Here is a 19501-nt window from a genome sequence, read left to right as displayed (position 1 = left end):
TGGAGTTGCTCATGTCGGTAAAAAGCTCAAATGGCCGGTCCAAGAGCCCGGCCCGCGGCACCTCTGATGCCCGGCGGGCGGACGCCTCCGCCGGGGCTCCCGCCGATTCGCCGGAGAAGGTCCGCAACGTTGTCCTCGTAGGCCACTCCGGTGCGGGCAAGACGATGCTGGTGGAAGCGCTGCTGGCAGCGACCGGCGTCATCTCCCGGATGGGATCGATCACGGACGGGAACACCATCAGCGACGCCGAACCCTCCGAGGTGCACCAACAGCGCTCCGTGGTGCTGTCCGTTGCCCCGCTGGTGGTGGACGGCATCAAGGTCAACCTGCTCGATACGCCGGGCTACGGTGATTTCACCGGCGAACTCCGCGCCGGGCTGCGCGGAGCGGACGCGGCTTTGTTCGTGGTCTCGGCCATCGACGGCATCGACGCTGCCACCACGGCGCTCTGGGCCGAGTGCGACCAGGTCGGGATGCCCCGGGCGGTGGTGATCAGCCGGCTGGACCACCCCCGGGCGAACTTCGAGGCCACGGTTGCCGCCTGCCAGCGCTCCTTCGGCGACTCGGTGGTGCCGGCCTACCTCCCAGTGCGCAGCGGCGACGCAACCACCGGGCTCCTGGGCCTCCTCACGCAGACAGTGTCAGACTATTCCGCCGGCTCCGCGGCTCCGCAGGTACGCGAAGCCACCGCGGAGGAGCTCACCGCGGCCGAAGGTGCCCGCGGCACGCTCATTGAGGGAATCATTTCGGAGAGCGAGGACGAGACCCTCATGGACCGCTATCTCGGCGGTGAGGAGATCGACGTCGGCGCGCTCGTCAGCGACCTGGAGACAGCCGTCGCCGGGGGAACTTTCTTTCCGGTGCTGGCAACGTCTGCCGAAACGGGCCTCGGTCTGACCGAACTGCTGGAAATGCTGACCCGTGCGTTCCCTTCCCCGCTGGAGCGCAGCGTGCCGCAGGTAACCGGCCTGGCCGGCGAACCGGCCGCGCCGCTGGAGTGCGATCCGGCGGGCCCCCTGGCCGGCGAGGTCGTTCGGACCACCATCGATCCGTTCCTTGGCCGCGTCTGCCTGGTGCGGGTCTTCTCCGGCACGCTGCGGGAGGATTCCGCGGTACACGTCAGCGGCCGGGGGCTGTCCGAGCGGGGCCATGAGGACCACGACAGCGACGAGCGGCTCACCCACCTTTACTCCCCGGTGGGGTCCAGCCTCCGGCCCGTGCCCTATTGCGTGGCGGGGGACATCTGCGCGATCGCCAAGCTGGCGAATGCAGAGACCGGCGACACCGTGTCCGCCAAGGAGGCCCCGCTGCTCGTTGTTTCGTGGGACATGCCGGAGCCGCTGATGCCCGTCGCGGTGGAAGCAGCAACCCGCAGCGACGAGGATGCCCTCGCCAAGAGCCTGGGGAAGGTGGCCGCCGGAGACCCCACGCTGCGGGTTGAGCGGAACCCCGAAACCCACCAGCTGATCCTCTGGTGCATGGGTGAAGCCCACGGCGAAGTGGTGCTGGACAGGCTGCGCGAGCAGGGGGTCAAGCTGCAGACCGTCGACGTGATTACGCCGCTGCGGGAAACGTTTGCGGCGCCGGCCATGGGCCATGGACGCCACGTCAAACAGTCCGGCGGCCACGGCCAGTACGCCATCTGCGACATCGACGTGGAGCCCCTCGACCGGGGCGCAGGCTTCGAGTTCGTCGACAAGACCGTGGGCGGGGTCATTCCGGGGCAATACATCGGTTCCGTGGAGAAGGGCGTCCGGGCCCAGATGCAGAAGGGCGTGTCAGCCGGGTTCCCGGTGGTGGACATCCGGGTGACGCTCACCGGCGGCAAGGCGCACAGCGTCGACTCCTCGGACGCGGCGTTCCAGGCAGCAGGTGCGCTGGCATTGCGGGAGGCGGCGGCTGCTGGGCGGATCCAGCTCCTCGAACCCGTCCTGGCCGTCACCATCAGCGTCGCTGACGACTATGTGGGGGCGGTGATGAGCGACCTCTCGTCCCGCCGCGGCCGGCTGACCGGAACCGCCGCGGCCGACGGCAGCGGTACCGAGATCAGCGCGGAGATCCCGGAGCAGGAACTGCTGCGCTACGCGGTGGAACTGCGGGCACTGACAGCCGGTACCGGCCGTTTCCGGCGCACGTATCTTCGCCACGAGCCCGTACCCCCGAACATGGTCCACACGGCCCCAAGGCAGTGAGTTTCCAGCTTCAGGAGCTGTGTGATCTCAGATAGGCCGCGACCGGGGCCGCCACGGAGGCGCCGATCTCCCCGGCGTCGCGCTTCTTGCCCGCAACCGCAAACGAATGGTCGCCGCCCTCGTACCAGTGGAGCGTGGCTGTGGGCCCGATCCGGGCCACCACCCCTTCCAGGAGTTCCGGGGTGGCAAAGGTGTCCCGCGTTCCCTGCATGAACAGCATCGGAAGGGTGAGCCCGTAGAGGTGCTCATCGCGCAGTTTCTCCGGTTTGCCCGGGGGATGCAGCGGATAGCCGAGGTAGACCAGGCCGGCCGCCGGCATTCCCTCGGCGACAGCCATGGACGCCATCCGTCCGCCGAACGACTTGCCGGCCGCCCATACCGGACCGGCGTCGGAGTGCGCAGCGGCCCTCGCGGCGGCATCCTCCATGACGGCCCGCCAGGTGGCTATTGCCAGGGGCGGGCGGTCCGGGAACTTCCGACCAGCCTCGCGGTAGGGGAAGTTGAAACGCAAGGTGGCGACGCCGTCGTCGTTCAACGCGTTGGTGAACCCGGCCATGAACGGGTGCTCCATCCCGGCGCCGGCCCCGTGCGCGAGGACCAGCGTGGCGAACGGGTTCTCGGGCCGGGCGTAGAGACCGGAGACCTGGAGATCGCCGACGCTGATGGTTACGGGGGACTCGGATACGGGCATGACTCCATCATGCCGGATCAGTGCCTCTCAACCACGGACCGGTGCCACCCGCAGCCAGCGGAATTCCTGAGGCCTGAGGCTGACGCCTCCATCGATCCGCACCGGATTGCCGGTCATTAGATCGACTGCGTTGCCCTCAAATCCGGACAGTGTCTGCGCCGTGATGCTCTGCGGTGAGTCGCTGAAGTTGGCGAGGGCCAGGACGAGGGATCCTTCGCCTGGCCGCTGGTAGCCCAGGACGCCCCGGTTGTTGGTATTGAAGGGAACCAGCCGGGTCCCGGCAAATTCGGGAGTGGAGCCCCGCACGGAGATCAGGGTGCGGAGTCCTTCGAACACGGCGCCTTCGGGCGTCGTCCGGTCGTGGCGCTTCGCGTACCTCCCGCCGGGGTAATGGGGACGGTGCACCCACCTGCTGTCCGTGCCGTGGCCTTCTTCGAGGGCGTAGCCGTAGTCATTGAGCTGCCCCACTTCATCGCCAAGGTACAGCAGGGGGATCCCGCCGGTGCTGAAGGCCACCGAGTGGGCGAGCAGGATCCGGTCAACCGCCTGGCCCGCGCCGTCTTCCAGGCCGCAGAGCGACGCCGTCGTGCCGGAGATGCGGCAGTCGCCTGTCCGCGGGTTGTCCTGGAAGGGAACGCCGCGGGCGAAGCTGCCCGGAAAGCGGTTGACGTAGAACGAGTTCAGGAAGCGCCGGTGGTCGAAACCGTTGATGCCCAGCTCCGCCGCGTCCTCGTCCGCGAACGTCCAGCCGATGTCATCGTGGCTCCGTACGTAGTTCACCCAGGACGTCCCGGCCGGGATGTTGTGGCGGCGCTCGAGCGCCTGCGCCAGCAGCGACACGTCGCGGGTGGCCATCGCTTCCCAGATCAGGGCCATCTGCAGGGGGTTGTAGGAAAGCTGGCACTCAGCGGGGTCGATGTACAGCGCCACTTCGTCGGGGTGGACGATCGCCTCGGACTTGAACAGCAGCGACGGCGCGGCGAGACGGCAGACGGCGTTGAAGGCCCGCAGCAGGGTGTGGGCCTCCGGCAGGTTTTCGCAGGGCGTGCCGAGCTGCTTCCAGATGAAGGCCACGGCGTCCATCCGCAGGATGTCCACCCCCTGGTTGGCCAGGAAGAGCATCTCGCCGGCCATGGCCCGGAAGACGTCCGGGTTGGAGTAGTTCAGGTCCCACTGGAAGGTGTGGAACGTGGCCCACACCCAGCGGCCGTCCGGCATCTCGATGAACGATCCGGGGTGGTCATCCGGGAAGATCTCGCGCACGTCCTGCTCGAAGGCGTCCGGCATGGTGCGGTCCGGGTAAATCCAGTAATAGTCGCTGAACTCCGGGTCGCCCGTGGCCGCGCGCCGCGCCCACTCGTGTTCGTCCGAGGTGTGGTTGAAAATGAAGTCAACCACCAGGCTGATGCCGTTGGACCGCAGTTCGGCGGCGAGGTCACGCAGCTGTTCCATGGTCCCGAGCTTCGGGTTGACGTCACGGTAACTGGAGACGGCGTAGCCGCCGTCGGAATGCGGTTCCGGCGCCTGGAACAGGGGCATCAGGTGCAGGTACGTGAGGCCGAGCTCTTTGAAGTAGGGGATCCGGGCGCGCACTCCGTCAAGGTCCCCGGCATAGCGGTCAACGTAGCAGACGCCGCCCAGCATGTTGTTCGAGAGGAACCACCCGCTGTCGTGCTCCCGTTCGGCATCAAGTGCCTTGAGTTCAGCCGGGCGGTCGTTCCAGGACCGGGCAGTCTGAAGCACGAGTGCCGTCAGCTGGTCCTGGAAGTCCGGCCGCGTCCCGTACAGGGCATGGAAGAGCCGGTACAGGTCAGGGAAATGGCGGTCGAAACGGCGGCGGAAATCGGAGCTGTCCTGCCCCTTCGGCAGAAGGTCCGCCTGCGCGCCCAGGGCGCTCAGTGCGTGCTGCCACAATGCCTGGTCCACACCTGCGGCTTCAACCATGGAACGGGTCTCCTTCGACGATTTCCCGGGCACCGGTGGCGGCAACCGGCCAGTTCACATCCTGACAGACCCGCAGGCGCGTGCCCAGTGAGCGGGCCCAACTTTCTTCCATTCGGACGCCAGCTACTGACGGAGCGGGGCGCGCGGGGTAGGTTGTCACCATGGCGAGCGAATCCACCACCCTCACCGTTGACGGGCCGAACGGTCCCCGCGAGATGCGGATCTCGAGTCCCGGCCGTGTCCTGTGGCCGGAGCTGGGCCTGACCAAGCTGGACCTTGCACGCTACCTGGCGGACGTGGGGGACGCCTTCATCGCGGCGAACGGCGGCCGGCCCGTCGCGCTGCAGCGTTTTTCGGACGGCGTGGAGGACGAGCAGTTCTTTTCCAAGAACCCGCCGAAGGGCACACCGGACTTCATCCGGTCGGTGAAGGTGGTGTTCCCGAGTGCGCGCTCGCATCCCATGCTGGTCCTGGACGAACCGGCCGCCGCCGTCTGGGCCGCCCAGATGAACACCGTGGTGTTCCACCCCTGGCCCTCACTCGCCGAAAACACGGACAACCCGGACCAGCTGCGGATCGACCTGGACCCCCAGCCGGGAACGGACTTCGACGACGCGATCCCGGCGGCGCTGGAGCTCAAGGACGTGCTCGCGGAAGCCGGACTCACCACATTCATCAAGACCTCGGGCAACCGCGGACTGCACGTCTACGCCCCGGTGGAGCCGACCCGTGAGTTCCTGGACGTCCGCCATGCCGTCATCGCCGCCGCCCGTGAACTGGAACGGCGGATGCCGGACAAGGTCACCACAGCATGGTGGAAGGAAGAACGCGGCGAACGGGTGTTCGTGGACTTCAATCAGGCCAACCGCGACCGCACCATAGCCGGCGCCTACAGCCCCCGTGCGCTGGGCCACGCCCCGGTGTCCTGCCCGATCAGCTGGGACGAACTGGAGAGCGCCGATCCGAAGAATTTCACCATCCTCACCGTCCCGGACCGGCTAAAGACCGTTGGAGACCCGTGGGCGGACATGAAGGATAAACCCGGGAAGATCGACGTGCTGCTCGAATGGTGGGAACGCGACGTCGGCTCCGGCCTCGGGGAGCTGCCGTTCCCGCCGGATTATCCGAAGATGCCGGGCGAACCTCCACGGGTTCAGCCCAGCAGGGCGCGCAAGAAGGACTGAGCCAGCCGGAGAGGGCGTCCGCGGCCGCCTGCCCAAAGAAGGCTGCCGCAGGCGCCCGCCCGGTTTTCAGGCGAGATGGCGGCTACTCGAACCGGGACGGGTCACCCATGCCCCGCCGCACCACTTCCGCCGATCCGCCGGAGAAGTCAATGACCGTCGTCGGCTCCGCCCCGCAGTCGCCGGAATCAACCACCGCGTCCACTACGTGGTCCAGCCGTTCCTTGATCTCCCAGCCCTGGGTGAGTGGTTCCTCCTCGTCGGGCAGCAGCAGCGTGCTGGAGAGCAGCGGCTCACCCAACTCGGCCAGCAGCGCCTGGACCACGGCGTTGTCCGGGATGCGGACACCAACGGTCTTCTTCTTCGGATGCAGCAGGCGCTTGGGCACTTCCTTGGTGGCCGGAAGGATGAACGTGTAGCTGCCCGGCGTGACAGCCTTGATGCTGCGGAACACGTCGTTGTCGATCTGGACGAACTGGCCCAGCTGGGCAAAATCCTTGCAGACCAAGGTGAAGTGGTGCTTGCTGTCGAGCTGCCGGATGGACCGGATGCGGTCCAGGGCGTCCCGGTTTCCCAGCTGTGCACCAAGGGCGTAACAGGAGTCGGTGGGGTAGGCGATCAGTCCGCCAGTCCTCACCAGCTCCACTATTTGTCCGATCGCACGGGGCTGGGGATCGTCGGGGTGCACGTCAAAGTATCTGGCCATGCCCTGAGCTTATGGCCCGGCGCTGATTTCTGCACGGAGGGCCGCGCCTCCGAGGTGTAGGCCGAACCGTCCCCTATGCAGTCACGCAGGACTCGGGCAACATATGAAGTGTTCCAAGCCCGGGCGGCCACCGGATCCACGGTTGGTCCGGGTATCGACCGGCACGAGAGGACACCCGACCATGACCACGACACTTAATCCTTACCTGGGCTTCAGGGACAACGCACGGGACGCCATGACCTTCTACCAGTCCGTATTTGGAGGCGAACTGGCACTGAGCACCTTTGGCGATTTCCATGCCAGCGAGGACGCGTCGGAGCAGGAGAAGATCATGCACGGCATGCTGACCACCGAATCCGGCCTGGTGCTCATGGGCGCCGATACGCCCAACGGCATGAGCTTCAACCCCGGCGACAACTTCTCCGTTTCCCTCAGCGGCGAGGACGACGCCGAACTGCGCGGGTACTGGGAGAAGTTGTCCGACGGCGGGACCGTGACGGTGCCCCTTGAGCAGGCGCCGTGGGGCGACACCTTTGGCATGTGCACGGACAAGTTCGGCGTCGCCTGGCTCGTGAACATCGCGGGTCCCAAGCAGTAGCCGGACCCAGGCAGCAGCGGGACCGGCTGCGGGAGGCGTTCGGCGCCTACTTCCTGGCGACGAAGTAGGCGTTGAACGGATCCTCGTCGAGCTCCTTCACCTCAACGGTGCCGAAGCCCGCAGCCCGCACCATGGACTCCGCCAGCTGCACGCCCCACACCGTGCCGAGCCCGTCCCCGTCCTGCGCCAGGGAGACGGACATGCAGTGGAACGTGGAGATCGCGTAGAGGAACGTTCCCCACGGCAGCCCAACATTGTCGGCAACGTTGCTGGAGGCCTTGATGTCCACCATGAGGAACGTGCCGTCCGGGCGCAGCGCCTGGTGGATGTTGTGTAGCACCTGCGCCGGCCGGGCCTGGTCGTGGACGGCATCGAAGACGGTGATGAGGTCGAAGCCTTCCACGACGTCCAGGGCGGCTGCGTCCAGGATCTCGAACCGGGCGTTTCCCAGTCCCAGCCGTCGGGCTTCCGCCCGTCCCGCCAGCACGGCATCCTCCGAGAAGTCGTAGCCCGTGAACCGGCTCGCGGGGAAGGCCCCGGCCATGAGGTTCACGGCGTGGCCCGCTCCGCAGCCGATATCTGCGACGTCGATGCCCGCCCGCAGCCGGTCAACGCAGCCGGCCAGCGGGAGGATGGCGGACACCAGGGAAGCGTCGTGGACTGAGCCGCTGTCACTGGCCTGGATGTGCATAAAATCCGGATAGTCCCCGTATCCCAGGCCGCCGCCCGTGCGGAACTTCTGCGCTATCCTGCCGGCCACCTCACCCATCAGCGTGACGTACTGCAGCATGCGGGCCAGGTTGTCGACTCCGGGCCCGGAGACGGACGGAACGAGCGCGGGGTCCAGCCGGTAGGTTCCGGCAGCGTGTGGGTACCGGGCTGGCCGGTACTCCACGAAGCGGGCCGTCACCATGCCGCCGAGCCATTCCCGGACGTAGCGTTCGTTGAGGCCCGCCGCATCCGCAATCTGCTCGCTCGTGGCCGCGGGCAGTCCGGCCATCACATCGAACAGCCCCGTCTGGTGGCCGACGCTGGCCAGGAGGGCTGCGGAGCTGTCGTTGAGGATGCCGAGCAACCGGGCTGCGCCGGCCTCAACGGCGTCCTCTGTCACTAACCCGTCGTCCCACGCGGTCTTCCCGGCGCCTGTGTGGAGGTTGGTATCGGTGGTGGTCATCGTTCTTTCCTTTCGGTCGGCGGACGTCCCTGTCCGGCTACTTCGAAAGTACTTTCGAGGCGGCAAGCCCCGCGTCGGGCGGATGATGCAACTTTCGCCGGGGGCATGGGGCGAATGATGCAGGGGTTCCCGCGCGCGGAGCGGTTAAGGCAACCAGCGCACGACGACGACGGCGCCCGCCCGCCGCCGTCGTCGTGCGTTGTCCAGTTGTTGTTGCCCTCAGTCAGGTGATGCCGTGCTCCCTGGCCCAGCCCGCCGCGGCGGTCCGGGTGGAGACTCCGATCTTGCCGAAGATGTTCGCGAGGTGCCGCCCCACTGTCTTTTCGCTGATGACCAGGGCTGCCGCCACCTGACGGTTGCTGGCCCCCGTGGTGATGAGGGCCAGCACCTCGCGTTCACGGGCGGTGAGGCCGTTCCTGTCCCTCCCGCCGGTGCCGGCTGCTGCGTCGCGCTCCAGCCGTTCGACGTCGGGGACAGCGCCGAGCTGCCGGTAGATGGCGAGTGCGGTGGCGACGTCGGCGTCGGCAGCACCGGCCTGGCCGAGGCTGCGGCGGGAGCTGGCGAGCAGCTCATGGATCCGGGCCGTGCGGTAGCGGGCCCGCTGCGCCCGGTACGTCCGGGCGGCGGCTTCCAGCAGGGGCAGTGCGTCGCTGCCACGGCCGGCCGCCAGCAGGACGTCGCCGCGGGCCTGGCATGCCCACGCACGGAGGCCCGCAGAGGCGAACCGGGCTGCCGTCCGCTCCAGCTCCGACGCGAACGCCTCGGCGAGCGCCGCCTCGCGCTGGTCCAGCGCCAGCTCCGTGGCGGGCAATAACAGCCTGGCCCGGTCCAGCAGCCGGCTCTCGCCCAGGGCGGCGCGCAACTGGTTGAGCGCCAGTGCGCTGTTGCCGGCAGCATAGTGGAGCAACGCCTCTCCCGGCTGCGGGTCGACTCCGACGCCGCGTGCCCGCCCGAAAGCGGCCAGGGCCCCGGCAGCGTTGCCGCGAAGCCGGCGCACCTCACCCAGCTCGTAGTAGCCGGCGCCGGCCATCCAGCCGTGCGCATCCACCAGGTTGTCGCTCGAAGCGCCTATTTCCCGTTCAACCTCATCCCAGCCGCCTTCGGCACTGACCAGCTGCAGCTCGTGGATGCGCGTCACGCCGGTGTACACAAAAGTGGCTGACTGGTCCGCGGTCCAATGCTCCAGTGCGCCGGTCCAGGCCCGCATCCTGGCCAGGTCCCCGAGCTGGTGGCACAGGTGGATGACCGTGCAATAGATGTCCCCGGCCCACACGGGGGCAACGTCCCCGGCAAGGACCGGCAACATGGCCTCGTCCAGTTCGTTGAACCCTTCCTCGGTCCGTCCGGCACGGACGCCAGCCAGGCCAGCCAGCACGCGGGCAAAGCATCCCAGGGTGGGATCCGACTGCCGGCCGGCCATGGCCTCGAGTTCGGTTGCAGCCGCCCTCGCCGGTCCGGGATCTTCTTCCAGGTCCAGTGACATTACGGATTGGAGATAAAGCAGGTAGCCCTGCTCGGGGCCTTCGGGCAGATCCTGGAGCAGGCGCCGCGCCCTGTTGAGCCAGCCGGAGGCAACCATCAGGTCCCCTCGGGTTCCCCACTGCAGTGACAGGATGATCGCCTTCATGGCCGCGGCCGGCCGGTCTCCTGCACCGGCAAGGCCCCTGTACAGTTCCTCGGCCACGGACAACGATTCGGGAACGCGGCCCAGCCACCACATGGCGTCGGCCAGGGCGTCCAGGTCCGGTAGCGCCAGGCCGGTGGTCGTCCTGGCGGCGAGCAGCCCGTTCCGTGCCGCGGGCCAGTCCCTGCGGGCGTACGCCGCGCGGGCGCTGGTTATTGGATCCTGTTCAGCCATACGACGTCTCCAAGGGGTGGGTCCAGCGTACTGCCGTGCCGGGACTGCCGGATAGGCGCGGGGAACACCGGGGCAGCTATGACTTTCGGCCCTACGTGGCCTCCGGGAAGAAGCGGAAGCTAGGAGATACTTCCCGGTTACGGGAACGCTGCCCGACGGGAACAGGGAGCACCATGAGAGACCGACACCCGCAACTCCGGTTCCTCGGAGCCACGGACAGCGTGACCGGTTCGAGATACCTGGTGGAAGCAGGCGGGAGGCGCATCCTGGTGGACTGCGGGCTCTTCCAGGGCTACAAGCTGCTCCGGGACCGGAACCGGGTTCCCTTCCCCGTCCAGCCGCGCTCCATAGACGCCGTGCTGCTGACCCATGCGCACCTTGACCACACCGGCTATGTCCCCGCCCTGGTCCGGGACGGCTTCGCGGGGCCGGTGTATGCCACCGAGGGCACCACTGAACTGTGCACGCTACTGCTGCCCGACAGCGGGTACCTGCAGGAAGAGGAAGCCAAATACGCATACCAGCGGGGATCGTCCCGGCACAGCCCGCCGGTACCGCTCTACACCGCCGCGGACGCGGTCAAGTCGCTCGACAGTTTCCGCGAACAGGGATTCGATGCCCCGTTGGAACTGGGAGGGGGAATCTCGGCCACGTTCCTGCCGGCCGGCCATATTCTGGGTGCTGCCCAGATCCGGCTCGAGGCGGGCCAGCACTCCGTCCACTTCACCGGGGACCTCGGCCGCACCGATGACCCCCTGATGTTTCCTCCCCGCGGGCTGGGTGCCGCTGACATCCTGGTGACGGAGTCCACCTACGGAAACCGCAAGCACTCCAGCCTGGATCCGGAACTGCAACTGGGGGAGATCATCACCCGCGTGGCGAAGAAGAACGGCGTCATCATGATTGCCGCGTTCGCTGTGGGACGGGCGGAGACGCTGATGCTGCACCTGGCCCGGCTCCGCAGCAAGAACGCGATTCCGGACATCCCCGTGTACCTCAACAGTCCCATGGCCATCGACGCCTCCGGGATGTACCAGCGCCACCCGGATGAGCACCGGCTCAAGCAGCGGGAATACGAGGACATGTACAAAGTGGCCAAGATGACCCGCACCGTGGACGACTCGAAACTGCTCAATCTCCGCGGCGGCCCGATGGTGATCATCTCCGCCAGCGGCATGCTCACCGGTGGCAGGATCCTGCACCACATCGCCGAATACGGATCAGACCCGAAGAACGCCATCGTCCTCAGCGGCTACCAGGCGGGCGGAACCCGCGGTGCCGCGCTCGCCGCCGGTGAACGGCAGCTTCGGATCTACGGTGAGGACATCCGCATCCGGGCCGAGGTGATCCAGATGGAGAGCCTGTCAGCGCATGCGGATGCCGACGGGCTGATCGAGTGGATGAAGGCGGCCGAACGGGAACCACGGATGACCTACATCACCCACGGCGAGCCGGAGGCGTCCGACGCCCTCCGGGTCCGGATCAAGCGGGAACTCGGCTGGCGGGTACGCGTCCCGGAGTACCTCGAAGGCATCTCCCTCGAGGACCCGACGTGACCACCGGAAACCTGTCCGGCATGAGCATGCCGGACGAGATCCGGTCCCTTGCCCGTCCGCTTACCGGTCTCAGGGACCTCGACGGGCTGGTCCACAAAGCCGGCTCCGGCCGGTTTGTGGCCATCGGCGAAGCATCCCATGGCACCCATGAGTACTACACCGTCCGTGCCCGCCTGACCATGCGGCTGATCGAGGAGCAGGGGTACAGCTGGATCGGAGTCGAGGGTGACTGGCCGGACTGCTGGCGGATCAACCGCTGGGTTCGGGGACAAACCGGGCTGGACTCCGGGGTCCACGCGATGCTCGCCGGGTTCGAGCGCTGGCCCACCTGGATGTGGGCGAACGAGGAAGTGGCGGGTTTCCTTGACTGGCTGCGCGGCTGGAACCTGGAGCGCCCCCTGGCCGAACGCGTTGGCTTCTACGGCCTGGACGTCTACTCGCTGTGGGATTCCCTACGGGAAATCATCGGCTGGCTCCAGGGAAACGAGCCTGACGCCGTTCCTGCGGCCATGCGCGCATGGCAGTGCTTCCTTCCGCATCACGAAGACCCGCACCAGTACGCGTGGCGCACCAGGCTGGTCCCGGAATCCTGCGAGGCGGACGTCGTCGCCCTGCTCGCCGAGGTGCGGACCCGGGCCCTGTCGCTGCGGGACCATGAACCACGTGTCGAAAGTGACGAGGCCTTCGACGCCGTGCAGAACGCCGTGGTCGCCGCCAACGCCGAGCACTACTACCGCATCATGGTGCAGGGGAACCGCGAGTCCTGGAATGTCCGGGACCATCACATGGCGGACACTGTGGACCGGCTCAGTGCACATCTGGGCCCGGCATCCAAGGGCATCATCTGGGAGCACAACACCCACGTGGGGGATGCCCGGGCCACCGACATGGCGCGGGACGGGCTGGTGAACGTGGGCCAGCTGCTCCGCGAGCGCCATGGGACCGAAGGTGTGACCCTCGTGGGGCTGGCGTCGCATGCGGGAACAGTGATGGCTGCCGATGAATGGGGCTCCCCGGAACGGGTGCTGAAGGTACCGGAGGCGCGGGCAGGAAGCCACGAGGAACTGCTGCACAAGGCGCTGGGCGCACCGGCTTTGCTGGAATTCGGCAGGGACAGGTCCGGGCCATGGCTGTCGGCCTGGTTGGGGCACAGGGCCATCGGCGTTGTCTACCGGCCGGCCAGTGAACACGGGAATTACGTCCCCACCCGGATGGGAGGGCGCTACGACGCACTGATCTGGCTGGAGCAGACCTCGGCACTTCGGCCGCTCCATCACGAAGCTGCACCACACGAGCCGGAGTTCGAAACGGAACCCACCGGCTTCTGAAATTCCCGCACGCGGCGCATTGTTGGGCGGCGTCTTGCCGGGCAGCGTCTTGCCGGGCGGCGTCTTGCCGGGCGGCGTCTTGCCGGGCGGCGTCTTGCCGGGCGGCGCCTTGTCAGGCAGGACGTTGCGTCAAACAGGGCGCCGCATCAGCAGGACGGCCGCAGGAACGTACCAGAGCAGCGGCACCAGCCGGAGCAAGGTGGTCAGCCAGCCCATGGGGGCCAGCGGCCCGCTCTCCGGAATCAGAGACAGTGCGGACAGGAACGAGGCTGCCGCCGCACAGGCGGCGATCCAGCCGAGGACCACGGGGGATGCCTTCATCCGCAGCGACACCACAGCAACGGCGGTGAACATCACCCCGGCGGGCAGGTTCGCCAGCGCAAGCGTGACGAGGCACAGATCCGCGACGGCGGCTGCCACCCCCGGTGCCACCGCGGCCTGCGACGGCAGCGTCAGCGTGATCTGGGCAGCCTGGCCCAGGATGTTCAAGCCAGCGCCCAGCACGCCGGCGGTGAACGCAATGCCAGCCAGCGTCCCGGGGCCGCCTTCCCGGCGGTACAGGTACGAACGGACATAGCCCAGGAACCAGATCAGGGCCGCTGAACTGAACACAAAAAGCATGCTCTGGGCCAGCACCGGCGTCCGGTTGGCCAGCAGGAACGCCGCGTAGCCTGCGTCGGAGGCGTTTGGCCACGGCCCGGTGAGGAGGACTTCCATGGATCCGCCCGCTATGCCGAGCGCTGCCGACATCAATCCGGCCATGCCGCCCGAGATCCGCAAGCGCTCGCCGTCGGCAGCAAAAGCTGCCGGGTCCCGCCGGAGGCGGGTCATGTGTTTCCCCTGGCGGCCAGCAGCCGGTCCATTACCAGCCCGGTCACCAGCGCCATGCCGGCCGCCATCAGGATGGCGGCCGCGACACCAATGGCGATTACCGTCGTCGGCGGCTGTCCCTCCTGCCATAGCGGAGGTGCGACGGCGAAGAACAGTCCCAGCCCGACGCACCATGCGAGGGCGTTCCCGGCCACCCACCGTCCGCTGCGGGCGACGTGCCGGCGCAGTTCCGGCCACTGCGCCAGGCCGATCGAACAGAGGAGCAGCAAGGCTCCGGGCACGGCGACGGCGAGTTGCAGGACCGGCGGCCAGGCCTGCCATTGTGCTGCGAATGTACTGGGGGCAAGACCGATGAGCCAGGCCAGGGCCGCGCCGGCAGCGGTGCGGACGGTCCACGACCGCATACGGAGCCCGGGCAGCTCCCGCTTCAGTACGTGTGCCTGGGCAAGTCCCAGGACTGTGCCTTCTGCGACGCCCGCCACGGCCAGCCACGCCAGGGCGCCGGCCGTGTCCGGAATGATCACAAAGACCGCGACGACGGCGGGAGCCAGGAAGCCTGCACTCTCACCGAGTGTGACCCACAGGAACCAACGGCGAAGGAACGGCTTGGGCCGTGCGGGGGCGGCCGGGTCCGCCCGGGTGTCCTCCATGGGGCTGACGCTACGCGCGGGGCTCAGTGGCCGGTGAGGGGCTTAAGGCCCTAACCCGTGCCTCTGCCCCCGGAGCACACTGAAGGTGTCAGCGGCCATCGGCGTGCTGATCCGAAAACGCGATGGAGAAGAGCAGGATTCGAATGAGCAAACCAATCGTCGTCGGCATCAACGGCTCCGCGGGAAGTGAGTCCGCAATGTCGTGGTCGCTGCACCGGGCAGCGCAGCTGAAGCTCCCGGTCATTGCAGTCCATGCAGTGGACGACCGGTGGATGTCGCCGGACTTCCAGTATCACGAACTGATCCGGGAATCAGGCATGGAGCTGCTAAGGCAGGTCCAGGAGGATGCCGCCAAGAAGGAACCCGACGTCGCCGTCGACGTGCAGTTGCGGCATGGCAGCGCAGGCTCGGCCCTGAAGGACATGTCCAAAGAGGCCGCCATGGTGGTCATCGGCTCGCACCACCGCCACTGGGCCGACGGGGGTCCCATGACGGACCGGGCCCTTCAGGTTGTTACCGCGTCGGACAGCCCGGTGGCAGTCATACCGCAGGCCCAGGGGCCGCAGGGACGCGGCGTTGTTGTCGGCGTGGACGGTTCGGAGGAGTCCCTTCAGGCGGTGGCGTTTGCCGCGGCGGAGGCCGACCGTGAAGGGGATGAGCTGACGGCCCTGCTGGCATTCCGGCGCCCCGCCCGCTGGGTCCAGAGCGGGATGCCTGCGAGCGGCCTGGCTGAAGTCATTGAGGAAGAGGACAAAATCGTGCTCGCCGAATCAGTCGCCGGGCTGCGGGACAAGTACCCGGACCTCGTGGTGAACCAGGTGCTCGACAAGGACACCGATCCGGCCAAGGCCCTCGTGGAGGCCGCCGCGAACGCGCGGCTCCTGGTGATCGGCAGCCGCGGGCGCGGCGGGTTCAGCAGGCTGCTGCTCGGTTCCACCGCCCACGCGGTCCTGCTGCGGGTCCCGTGCCCCACGGTGGTCACCCGGGTGCACAAGATCAAGCACGAGGAATAGCAGGCACCCCCGGTACACGACATGTGGCCCCCTCCGCGGAGGGGGCCACCTTCATGTCCGGAACCGGCTGCCGGGGTACTAGATCCATTTGGGTGCTGGCGGTACCTCGGGCAGGTCAGTGCTTGTTGCTGTCACGCCGTGGGTGCCGCGGCCGGTGGCCCATTGGGTGATGGCAGCGAGCGGGCCGGAGACGACGAGCGGTGTTTCGGCGTTGGTGTCGCCGAAGACCATGGCGCCCGGCTGGTCGGTGACTCTGATGAGCAGTCCGGTGTCGGTGCCGCGGGTGTGCCAGGCGCCGGTGATGTCTTTGAGCAGCCGGGCCAGGACCGGGGTGGGGATGTCGGTGAACGTGGCGCCGTTGTCCAGGTCCACGGCGTGGACCCAGACTTCGCGGGTGCGCATCCACACTGTCTCTTCGGCCGGGACGATCCGGCCCTGGGCTGTTTTGACTTTGTGGTGCCAGGCTTCTGCGGGGAGGTCCCGCCATTCGACGTTCAGGTGCACTGCGGAGTGGTCGAACAGGTGCCGCAGCGCGATCGGCGGCAGGGTCGCGCCGAAGTTGATTTCGTGGTCCCGCACCGACGTGGAGGCGTACATGGGCGTCTCCACGCCGGTGGCTGCCCACTCGATGAGCCGCGCGATGGCCCGCGCGTTGTAGCCGATGTGGGCCGTCACGTGCCGCCGGGTCCAGCCCGGCAGCAGCGAATCTCCGTCGAGTTCCGCGTCCGGGAGCTCGTTGAGCTTGCGGGCGAAGAACGCCGTGCCCCGGCGTGCCTGCAGCAAACCCTCGAGCAGGACCGGGTCCGTGGTCCGGTCGTGGCGGGCAACCATCAGGCTTCCTTGACCACGCGGTTGGTCAGCTGGCCCAGGCCCTCGATGGTGGTGACCAGGATCTGGCCTTCCTGCAGGTAGCGCTTGGGGTCCTGGGCGTGGCCCACACCCCCCGGGGTCCCGGTGGCGATCACGTCGCCGGGGTTCAGCGTGATGATCGTGGAGATGTAGGAGACCAGGAATTCCGGGGTGAACACGAGGTCACCGGTCGGGGTGGACTGCTGGACGTCGCCGTCCACGGCCGAGGTCATCAGCGGGCCGGCGGTGAACTCATCCTGCGTGACCAGGGCGGGCCCGAACGGGGTGGAGTTCTCCCAGGTCTTGCCCTGGAGCCACTGGATGGTGCGGAACTGGTAGTCGCGCATGGACACATCGTTCAGCACGGAGTACCCGGCGATGTAGTCCTTGGCGTCGGCCTCGCTGATCCGGCGGCCCTTCTTGCCGATCACCACGGCGAGTTCAGCTTCCCAGTCCACGGTGTCTGATTCCTGCGGCAGGGCCAGGTCGTCGTTCGGGCCGATCAGGGATTCCTGGTACTTGGCGAACAGGGTGGGGTACTCGGGGATTTCCCGCCCCATTTCCTTGATGTGGTTGCGGTAGTTGTGGCCCACGCAGATGATCTTGCCCGGGAACGGCACCACGGGGGCCAGGTCCGCGCCCTCGGCCGGGTGCGTCGGGCCGGTCGCGGCCTTCGCGGTCGCTTCCCAGCCTTCGGTGCGGAGCAGTGCCCCGACGTCGGCGAACCCGTCGATTTCGGTCAGGGTATCGCCGTCCTGGCGGACAGCTACGGTGTTTTGGCCGGTGCCGGTGCCGGTGCGGAGGGTGAGGAGTCTCATGCGTTCTTGCGTCCTTCGATGTAGGTGCGGTTGAAGTTCAGTCGTTCAAAGATCGGGGCGTCGCTGAAACGGAACAGGTCAAAGGTTGCGTTCGAGTCAGCGCCGGCCTGCAGGGACCATTCAGCCCAGGACGGGACCACGAAGAGGTCGCCCTTCTCCAGGGTCCTGACCTCGCCGTTCAGGGTGGCGGTGCCGGAGCCCTCGAAGACCTGCCAGACGCTGGAGCCGACCTCGCGGACGGCTTCGGTGGTGGCGCCGGCGCGGAGGCGGTGGAACTCGGCCCGGATGGTGGGCATCACGTCCCCGCCGGTGGTGGGGTTGGTGTACCGGACCGCGGCGTGGCCCTGGGACACAGTGGCCGGGTGGCCCTCGTCCTCCAGCAGCAGCTGCTCGGTCAGCGCCCGGTCGGTGTATTCCCAGCGGTACGCGGCGATCGGGGAACTGGTGGTGTCATCCAGGCCCGAGAGCGGCCGCAGCCCGGGATGGGCCCAGAGCCGCTCGGAGCGGGAGATATCCGGGGTGGCCTCGTCGGTGACGCGTTCGGTGCCGAACTCGAAGAACCCGGCGTCCGCGTAGTGCACGAACGGGATGTCCAGGCCGTCGATCCACGCCATCGGCTCATCGGTGTCGTTGTGGTGGCCGTGGAAGTTCCAGCCCGGAGTCAGCAGGAAATCGCCACGCGACATCCGCACCGGATCCCCGTTCACCACCGTCCACACACCCTCGCCCTCAACGACGAAGCGGAAGGCATTCTGCGAGTGGCGGTGCTCCGGAGCGGTCTCGCGGGCACCGAGGTACTGGATCGCAGCCCACAGCGTCGGAGTCGCGTACGGCGTACCGGCCAGTCCCGGGTTCGCCAGCGCAATCGCGCGGCGTTCCCCGCCGCGGCCCACCGGCACCAGGTCACCGGCACGGGCCGCCAGCGGGTACAGGTCGCTCCAGCGCCAGACGTGGGGGACTGCCTTCGGGGAGGGGACCATCGGCATCAGGTCCGCGATCTCGGTCCACAACGGGATCAGGTTCTCCCGGTCGAAGTCCCGGTACAGCTGCTCAAGCTGCGCGGCCTCCTCCGGTGTCGGCTCCGGCAGGGCGTGGCTGGCGGCCACTGATTCATGAGTTGTGTTCTCGGCGCTGATGGACACAGGTGCCTCCTCGGTGAGTGCGGAACAGTTCGTTGGCGTGTCTCGACTCTACGGAGGGCTGCGCTGTGAGCTCCAACATATTCTGCTGGTCAGAATTACTAATCCGGGTCGGCCGGATTGGCCGCGATGTCTATCTCCAGCTGACGGCAGGTTTCCCGCATCGCGCGAACCAGCCCGGCGTCGAACACCCTGCGAAAACGAGTCGCCGGAGTGGCGACGCTGAGGGCGCCCACCACATTTCCGTGACGGTTGTGCAGGGCAATCCCCAAAGCGCTCACGCCCTCCTCCGTGCCTTCGAAATTGGCGGCGAAGCCGTTGCTGCGGATGGACTCCAGCTCGCGCAGGAACCCCGGGTACTCGGCGTCCGGGATGGTATCGCCGCCGATCTCGGCGTTGTTGCTGCGGAAGAGCTGGTCGATCATGGCGGGTTCCAGTTCGGCGAGCATGGCCTTGCCCCCGGAGGTCTTGTTGGCGGGCATCACCGTCCCCTGCCGGTCGCCAACCCGCAACACATTGTTTCCTTCCACGGTGGCCAGGAAACGCACTTTCGTGCCCACCCGCACCATGAGGTTGACCGTCTCGTTCAGCTGCGCGGACAGCAGTTCCATGTGCGGCTGGGCCAGCGAGCGGAGCAGCCGGGTCCAGCTCAACCCGGCGGGGCCGACGCCCATGGCCGGGCCCGGCACGTACCGGCGGGTTTCATCCTGCACTGCGAACCCGCGGTAGACCAGCATCGCCAGGAGGCGGTGGGCGGTGGACGGAGCAACGGCCAGTTCCTCGGCTGCGTCCTTGAGCCGCAGCGCTCCTCCATCGCGGAGCAGTTGCAGGAGCTGCAGCGCATTGTCCACTGCCTCGATGGAATACGTGGGCCGCTTCTGCACGGGTTTCCGGACTGACCTGGAGGCCGGTTTGGCTGCTGGCTCTTTCTGCACATCAGAATTGTATTGTGGTTCACCTCCAACGGCCATGA

At 67.6% G+C, this 19501-nt stretch carries 17 protein-coding genes; 6 read left to right on the top strand and 11 right to left on the bottom strand.

What is annotated here, in order from left to right; all coding sequences use genetic code 11:
* Positions 1-11: 11 nt before the first annotated feature.
* Positions 12-2192, top strand: a complete 2181-nt coding sequence (locus BS38_RS0102320) for an elongation factor G-like protein EF-G2 (RefSeq protein ID WP_028269347.1) — start codon at positions 12-14, stop codon at positions 2190-2192.
* Positions 2193-2202: 10 nt separating this feature from the next.
* On the opposite strand, the gene BS38_RS0102315 is transcribed toward BS38_RS0102320, so the two are convergent.
* Together BS38_RS0102315 and BS38_RS0102310 are read right to left on the bottom strand one after the other, a co-directional pair.
* Positions 2203-2883 carry an alpha/beta hydrolase family protein gene (locus BS38_RS0102315; protein WP_028269346.1) on the bottom strand — a complete coding sequence of 227 codons (681 nt, stop codon included), beginning with the start codon at positions 2881-2883 and terminating at the stop codon, positions 2203-2205.
* Between the two features lie 27 nt (positions 2884-2910).
* Positions 2911-4827 carry an alpha-amylase family glycosyl hydrolase gene (locus BS38_RS0102310; protein WP_028269345.1) on the bottom strand — a complete coding sequence of 639 codons (1917 nt, stop codon included), beginning with the start codon at positions 4825-4827 and terminating at the stop codon, positions 2911-2913.
* A 161-nt stretch (positions 4828-4988) separates the two neighbouring features.
* Here BS38_RS0102310 and ligD point away from each other — a divergent pair, with 161 nt between their 5' ends.
* Positions 4989-6011: a non-homologous end-joining DNA ligase gene (gene ligD / locus BS38_RS0102305; RefSeq protein WP_028269344.1), complete on the top strand. Its 1023-nt coding sequence runs from the start codon at positions 4989-4991 to the stop codon at positions 6009-6011.
* Between the two features lie 82 nt (positions 6012-6093).
* On the opposite strand, the gene BS38_RS0102300 is transcribed toward ligD, so the two are convergent.
* A complete protein-coding gene (locus BS38_RS0102300) occupies positions 6094-6714 on the bottom strand; it encodes an L-threonylcarbamoyladenylate synthase (RefSeq protein WP_028269343.1) in 621 nt (206 codons plus the stop codon).
* A gap of 181 nt (positions 6715-6895) precedes the next feature.
* Between BS38_RS0102300 and BS38_RS0102295 the strand changes: the two genes are divergently transcribed.
* On the top strand, positions 6896-7312 hold the full coding sequence (locus BS38_RS0102295; RefSeq protein ID WP_028269342.1) for a VOC family protein: 417 nt from the start codon (positions 6896-6898) through the stop codon (positions 7310-7312).
* A 46-nt stretch (positions 7313-7358) separates the two neighbouring features.
* Here the strand turns inward: BS38_RS0102295 and BS38_RS0102290 are convergent, their stop codons facing one another.
* Entirely contained in the window at positions 7359-8486 is a 1128-nt protein-coding gene (locus tag BS38_RS0102290; RefSeq protein ID WP_081818781.1) for a class I SAM-dependent methyltransferase, read from the bottom strand.
* Positions 8487-8709: 223 nt separating this feature from the next.
* Positions 8710-10344 (bottom strand): helix-turn-helix transcriptional regulator, encoded by a 1635-nt coding sequence (locus tag BS38_RS0102285; protein WP_028269340.1) that lies wholly within the window; start codon positions 10342-10344, stop codon positions 8710-8712.
* Between the two features lie 173 nt (positions 10345-10517).
* Between BS38_RS0102285 and BS38_RS0102280 the strand changes: the two genes are divergently transcribed.
* Both BS38_RS0102280 and BS38_RS0102275 read left to right on the top strand, forming a co-directional pair.
* A complete protein-coding gene (locus tag BS38_RS0102280) occupies positions 10518-11900 on the top strand; it encodes an MBL fold metallo-hydrolase RNA specificity domain-containing protein (protein WP_028269339.1) in 1383 nt (460 codons plus the stop codon).
* A complete protein-coding gene (locus tag BS38_RS0102275) occupies positions 11897-13228 on the top strand; it encodes an erythromycin esterase family protein (protein WP_156037039.1) in 1332 nt (443 codons plus the stop codon). Before BS38_RS0102280 ends, BS38_RS0102275 begins: the two co-directional genes overlap by 4 nt.
* 129 nt (positions 13229-13357) lie before the next feature.
* Here BS38_RS0102275 and BS38_RS0102270 read toward each other — a convergent pair whose 3' ends face one another.
* Both BS38_RS0102270 and BS38_RS0102265 read right to left on the bottom strand, forming a co-directional pair.
* Entirely contained in the window at positions 13358-14059 is a 702-nt protein-coding gene (locus BS38_RS0102270; RefSeq protein ID WP_028269337.1) for a hypothetical protein, read from the bottom strand.
* A complete protein-coding gene (locus tag BS38_RS0102265; protein WP_051628666.1) occupies positions 14056-14709 on the bottom strand; it encodes a hypothetical protein in 654 nt (217 codons plus the stop codon). Before BS38_RS0102265 ends, BS38_RS0102270 begins: the two co-directional genes overlap by 4 nt.
* Before the next feature lie 143 nt (positions 14710-14852).
* Here BS38_RS0102265 and BS38_RS0102260 point away from each other — a divergent pair, with 143 nt between their 5' ends.
* Positions 14853-15722: a universal stress protein gene (locus tag BS38_RS0102260; RefSeq protein ID WP_028269335.1), complete on the top strand. Its 870-nt coding sequence runs from the start codon at positions 14853-14855 to the stop codon at positions 15720-15722.
* 78 nt (positions 15723-15800) lie between these two features.
* On the opposite strand, the gene BS38_RS0102255 is transcribed toward BS38_RS0102260, so the two are convergent.
* The 4 genes from BS38_RS0102255 to BS38_RS0102240 form a co-directional block, all read right to left on the bottom strand.
* Entirely contained in the window at positions 15801-16553 is a 753-nt protein-coding gene (locus tag BS38_RS0102255) for a maleylpyruvate isomerase family mycothiol-dependent enzyme (RefSeq protein ID WP_028269334.1), read from the bottom strand.
* Positions 16553-17389: a fumarylacetoacetate hydrolase family protein gene (locus tag BS38_RS0102250; protein WP_028269333.1), complete on the bottom strand. Its 837-nt coding sequence runs from the start codon at positions 17387-17389 to the stop codon at positions 16553-16555. Before BS38_RS0102250 ends, BS38_RS0102255 begins: the two co-directional genes overlap by 1 nt.
* Positions 17386-18531, bottom strand: coding sequence for a cupin domain-containing protein (locus BS38_RS0102245; RefSeq protein ID WP_028269332.1), 1146 nt, complete (start codon positions 18529-18531; stop codon positions 17386-17388). The genes BS38_RS0102250 and BS38_RS0102245 overlap by 4 nt, the downstream gene beginning before the upstream one ends.
* Positions 18532-18629: 98 nt before the next feature.
* Positions 18630-19463 (bottom strand): IclR family transcriptional regulator, encoded by an 834-nt coding sequence (locus tag BS38_RS0102240; protein ID WP_028269331.1) that lies wholly within the window; start codon positions 19461-19463, stop codon positions 18630-18632.
* Positions 19464-19501: the final 38 nt, after the last annotated feature.

The organism is Arthrobacter sp. UNC362MFTsu5.1, from assembly GCF_000685965.1.
Taxonomy (GTDB): Bacteria; Actinomycetota; Actinomycetes; order Actinomycetales; family Micrococcaceae; genus Arthrobacter.
Note: the sequence above shows the minus strand (reverse complement) of the source record. Positions and strands in the feature narration are given on the sequence as shown.

Bases quoted from the DNA above. Each gene is read 5' to 3' on its own strand.
- BS38_RS0102320 (WP_028269347.1), top strand. From the start codon at position 12: ATGTCGGTAAAAAGCTCAAATGGCCGGTCCAAGAGCCCGGCCCGCGGC.
- BS38_RS0102315 (WP_028269346.1), bottom strand. From the start codon at position 2,883: ATGCCCGTATCCGAGTCCCCCGTAACCATCAGCGTCGGCGATCTCCAG.
- BS38_RS0102310 (WP_028269345.1), bottom strand. From the start codon at position 4,827: ATGGTTGAAGCCGCAGGTGTGGACCAGGCATTGTGGCAGCACGCACTG.
- ligD (WP_028269344.1), top strand. From the start codon at position 4,989: ATGGCGAGCGAATCCACCACCCTCACCGTTGACGGGCCGAACGGTCCC.
- BS38_RS0102300 (WP_028269343.1), bottom strand. From the start codon at position 6,714: ATGGCCAGATACTTTGACGTGCACCCCGACGATCCCCAGCCCCGTGCG.
- BS38_RS0102295 (WP_028269342.1), top strand. From the start codon at position 6,896: ATGACCACGACACTTAATCCTTACCTGGGCTTCAGGGACAACGCACGG.
- BS38_RS0102290 (WP_081818781.1), bottom strand. From the start codon at position 8,486: ATGACCACCACCGATACCAACCTCCACACAGGCGCCGGGAAGACCGCG.
- BS38_RS0102285 (WP_028269340.1), bottom strand. From the start codon at position 10,344: ATGGCTGAACAGGATCCAATAACCAGCGCCCGCGCGGCGTACGCCCGC.
- BS38_RS0102280 (WP_028269339.1), top strand. From the start codon at position 10,518: ATGAGAGACCGACACCCGCAACTCCGGTTCCTCGGAGCCACGGACAGC.
- BS38_RS0102270 (WP_028269337.1), bottom strand. From the start codon at position 14,059: ATGACCCGCCTCCGGCGGGACCCGGCAGCTTTTGCTGCCGACGGCGAG.
- BS38_RS0102265 (WP_051628666.1), bottom strand. From the start codon at position 14,709: ATGGAGGACACCCGGGCGGACCCGGCCGCCCCCGCACGGCCCAAGCCG.
- BS38_RS0102260 (WP_028269335.1), top strand. From the start codon at position 14,853: ATGAGCAAACCAATCGTCGTCGGCATCAACGGCTCCGCGGGAAGTGAG.
- BS38_RS0102255 (WP_028269334.1), bottom strand. From the start codon at position 16,553: ATGGTTGCCCGCCACGACCGGACCACGGACCCGGTCCTGCTCGAGGGT.
- BS38_RS0102250 (WP_028269333.1), bottom strand. From the start codon at position 17,389: ATGAGACTCCTCACCCTCCGCACCGGCACCGGCACCGGCCAAAACACC.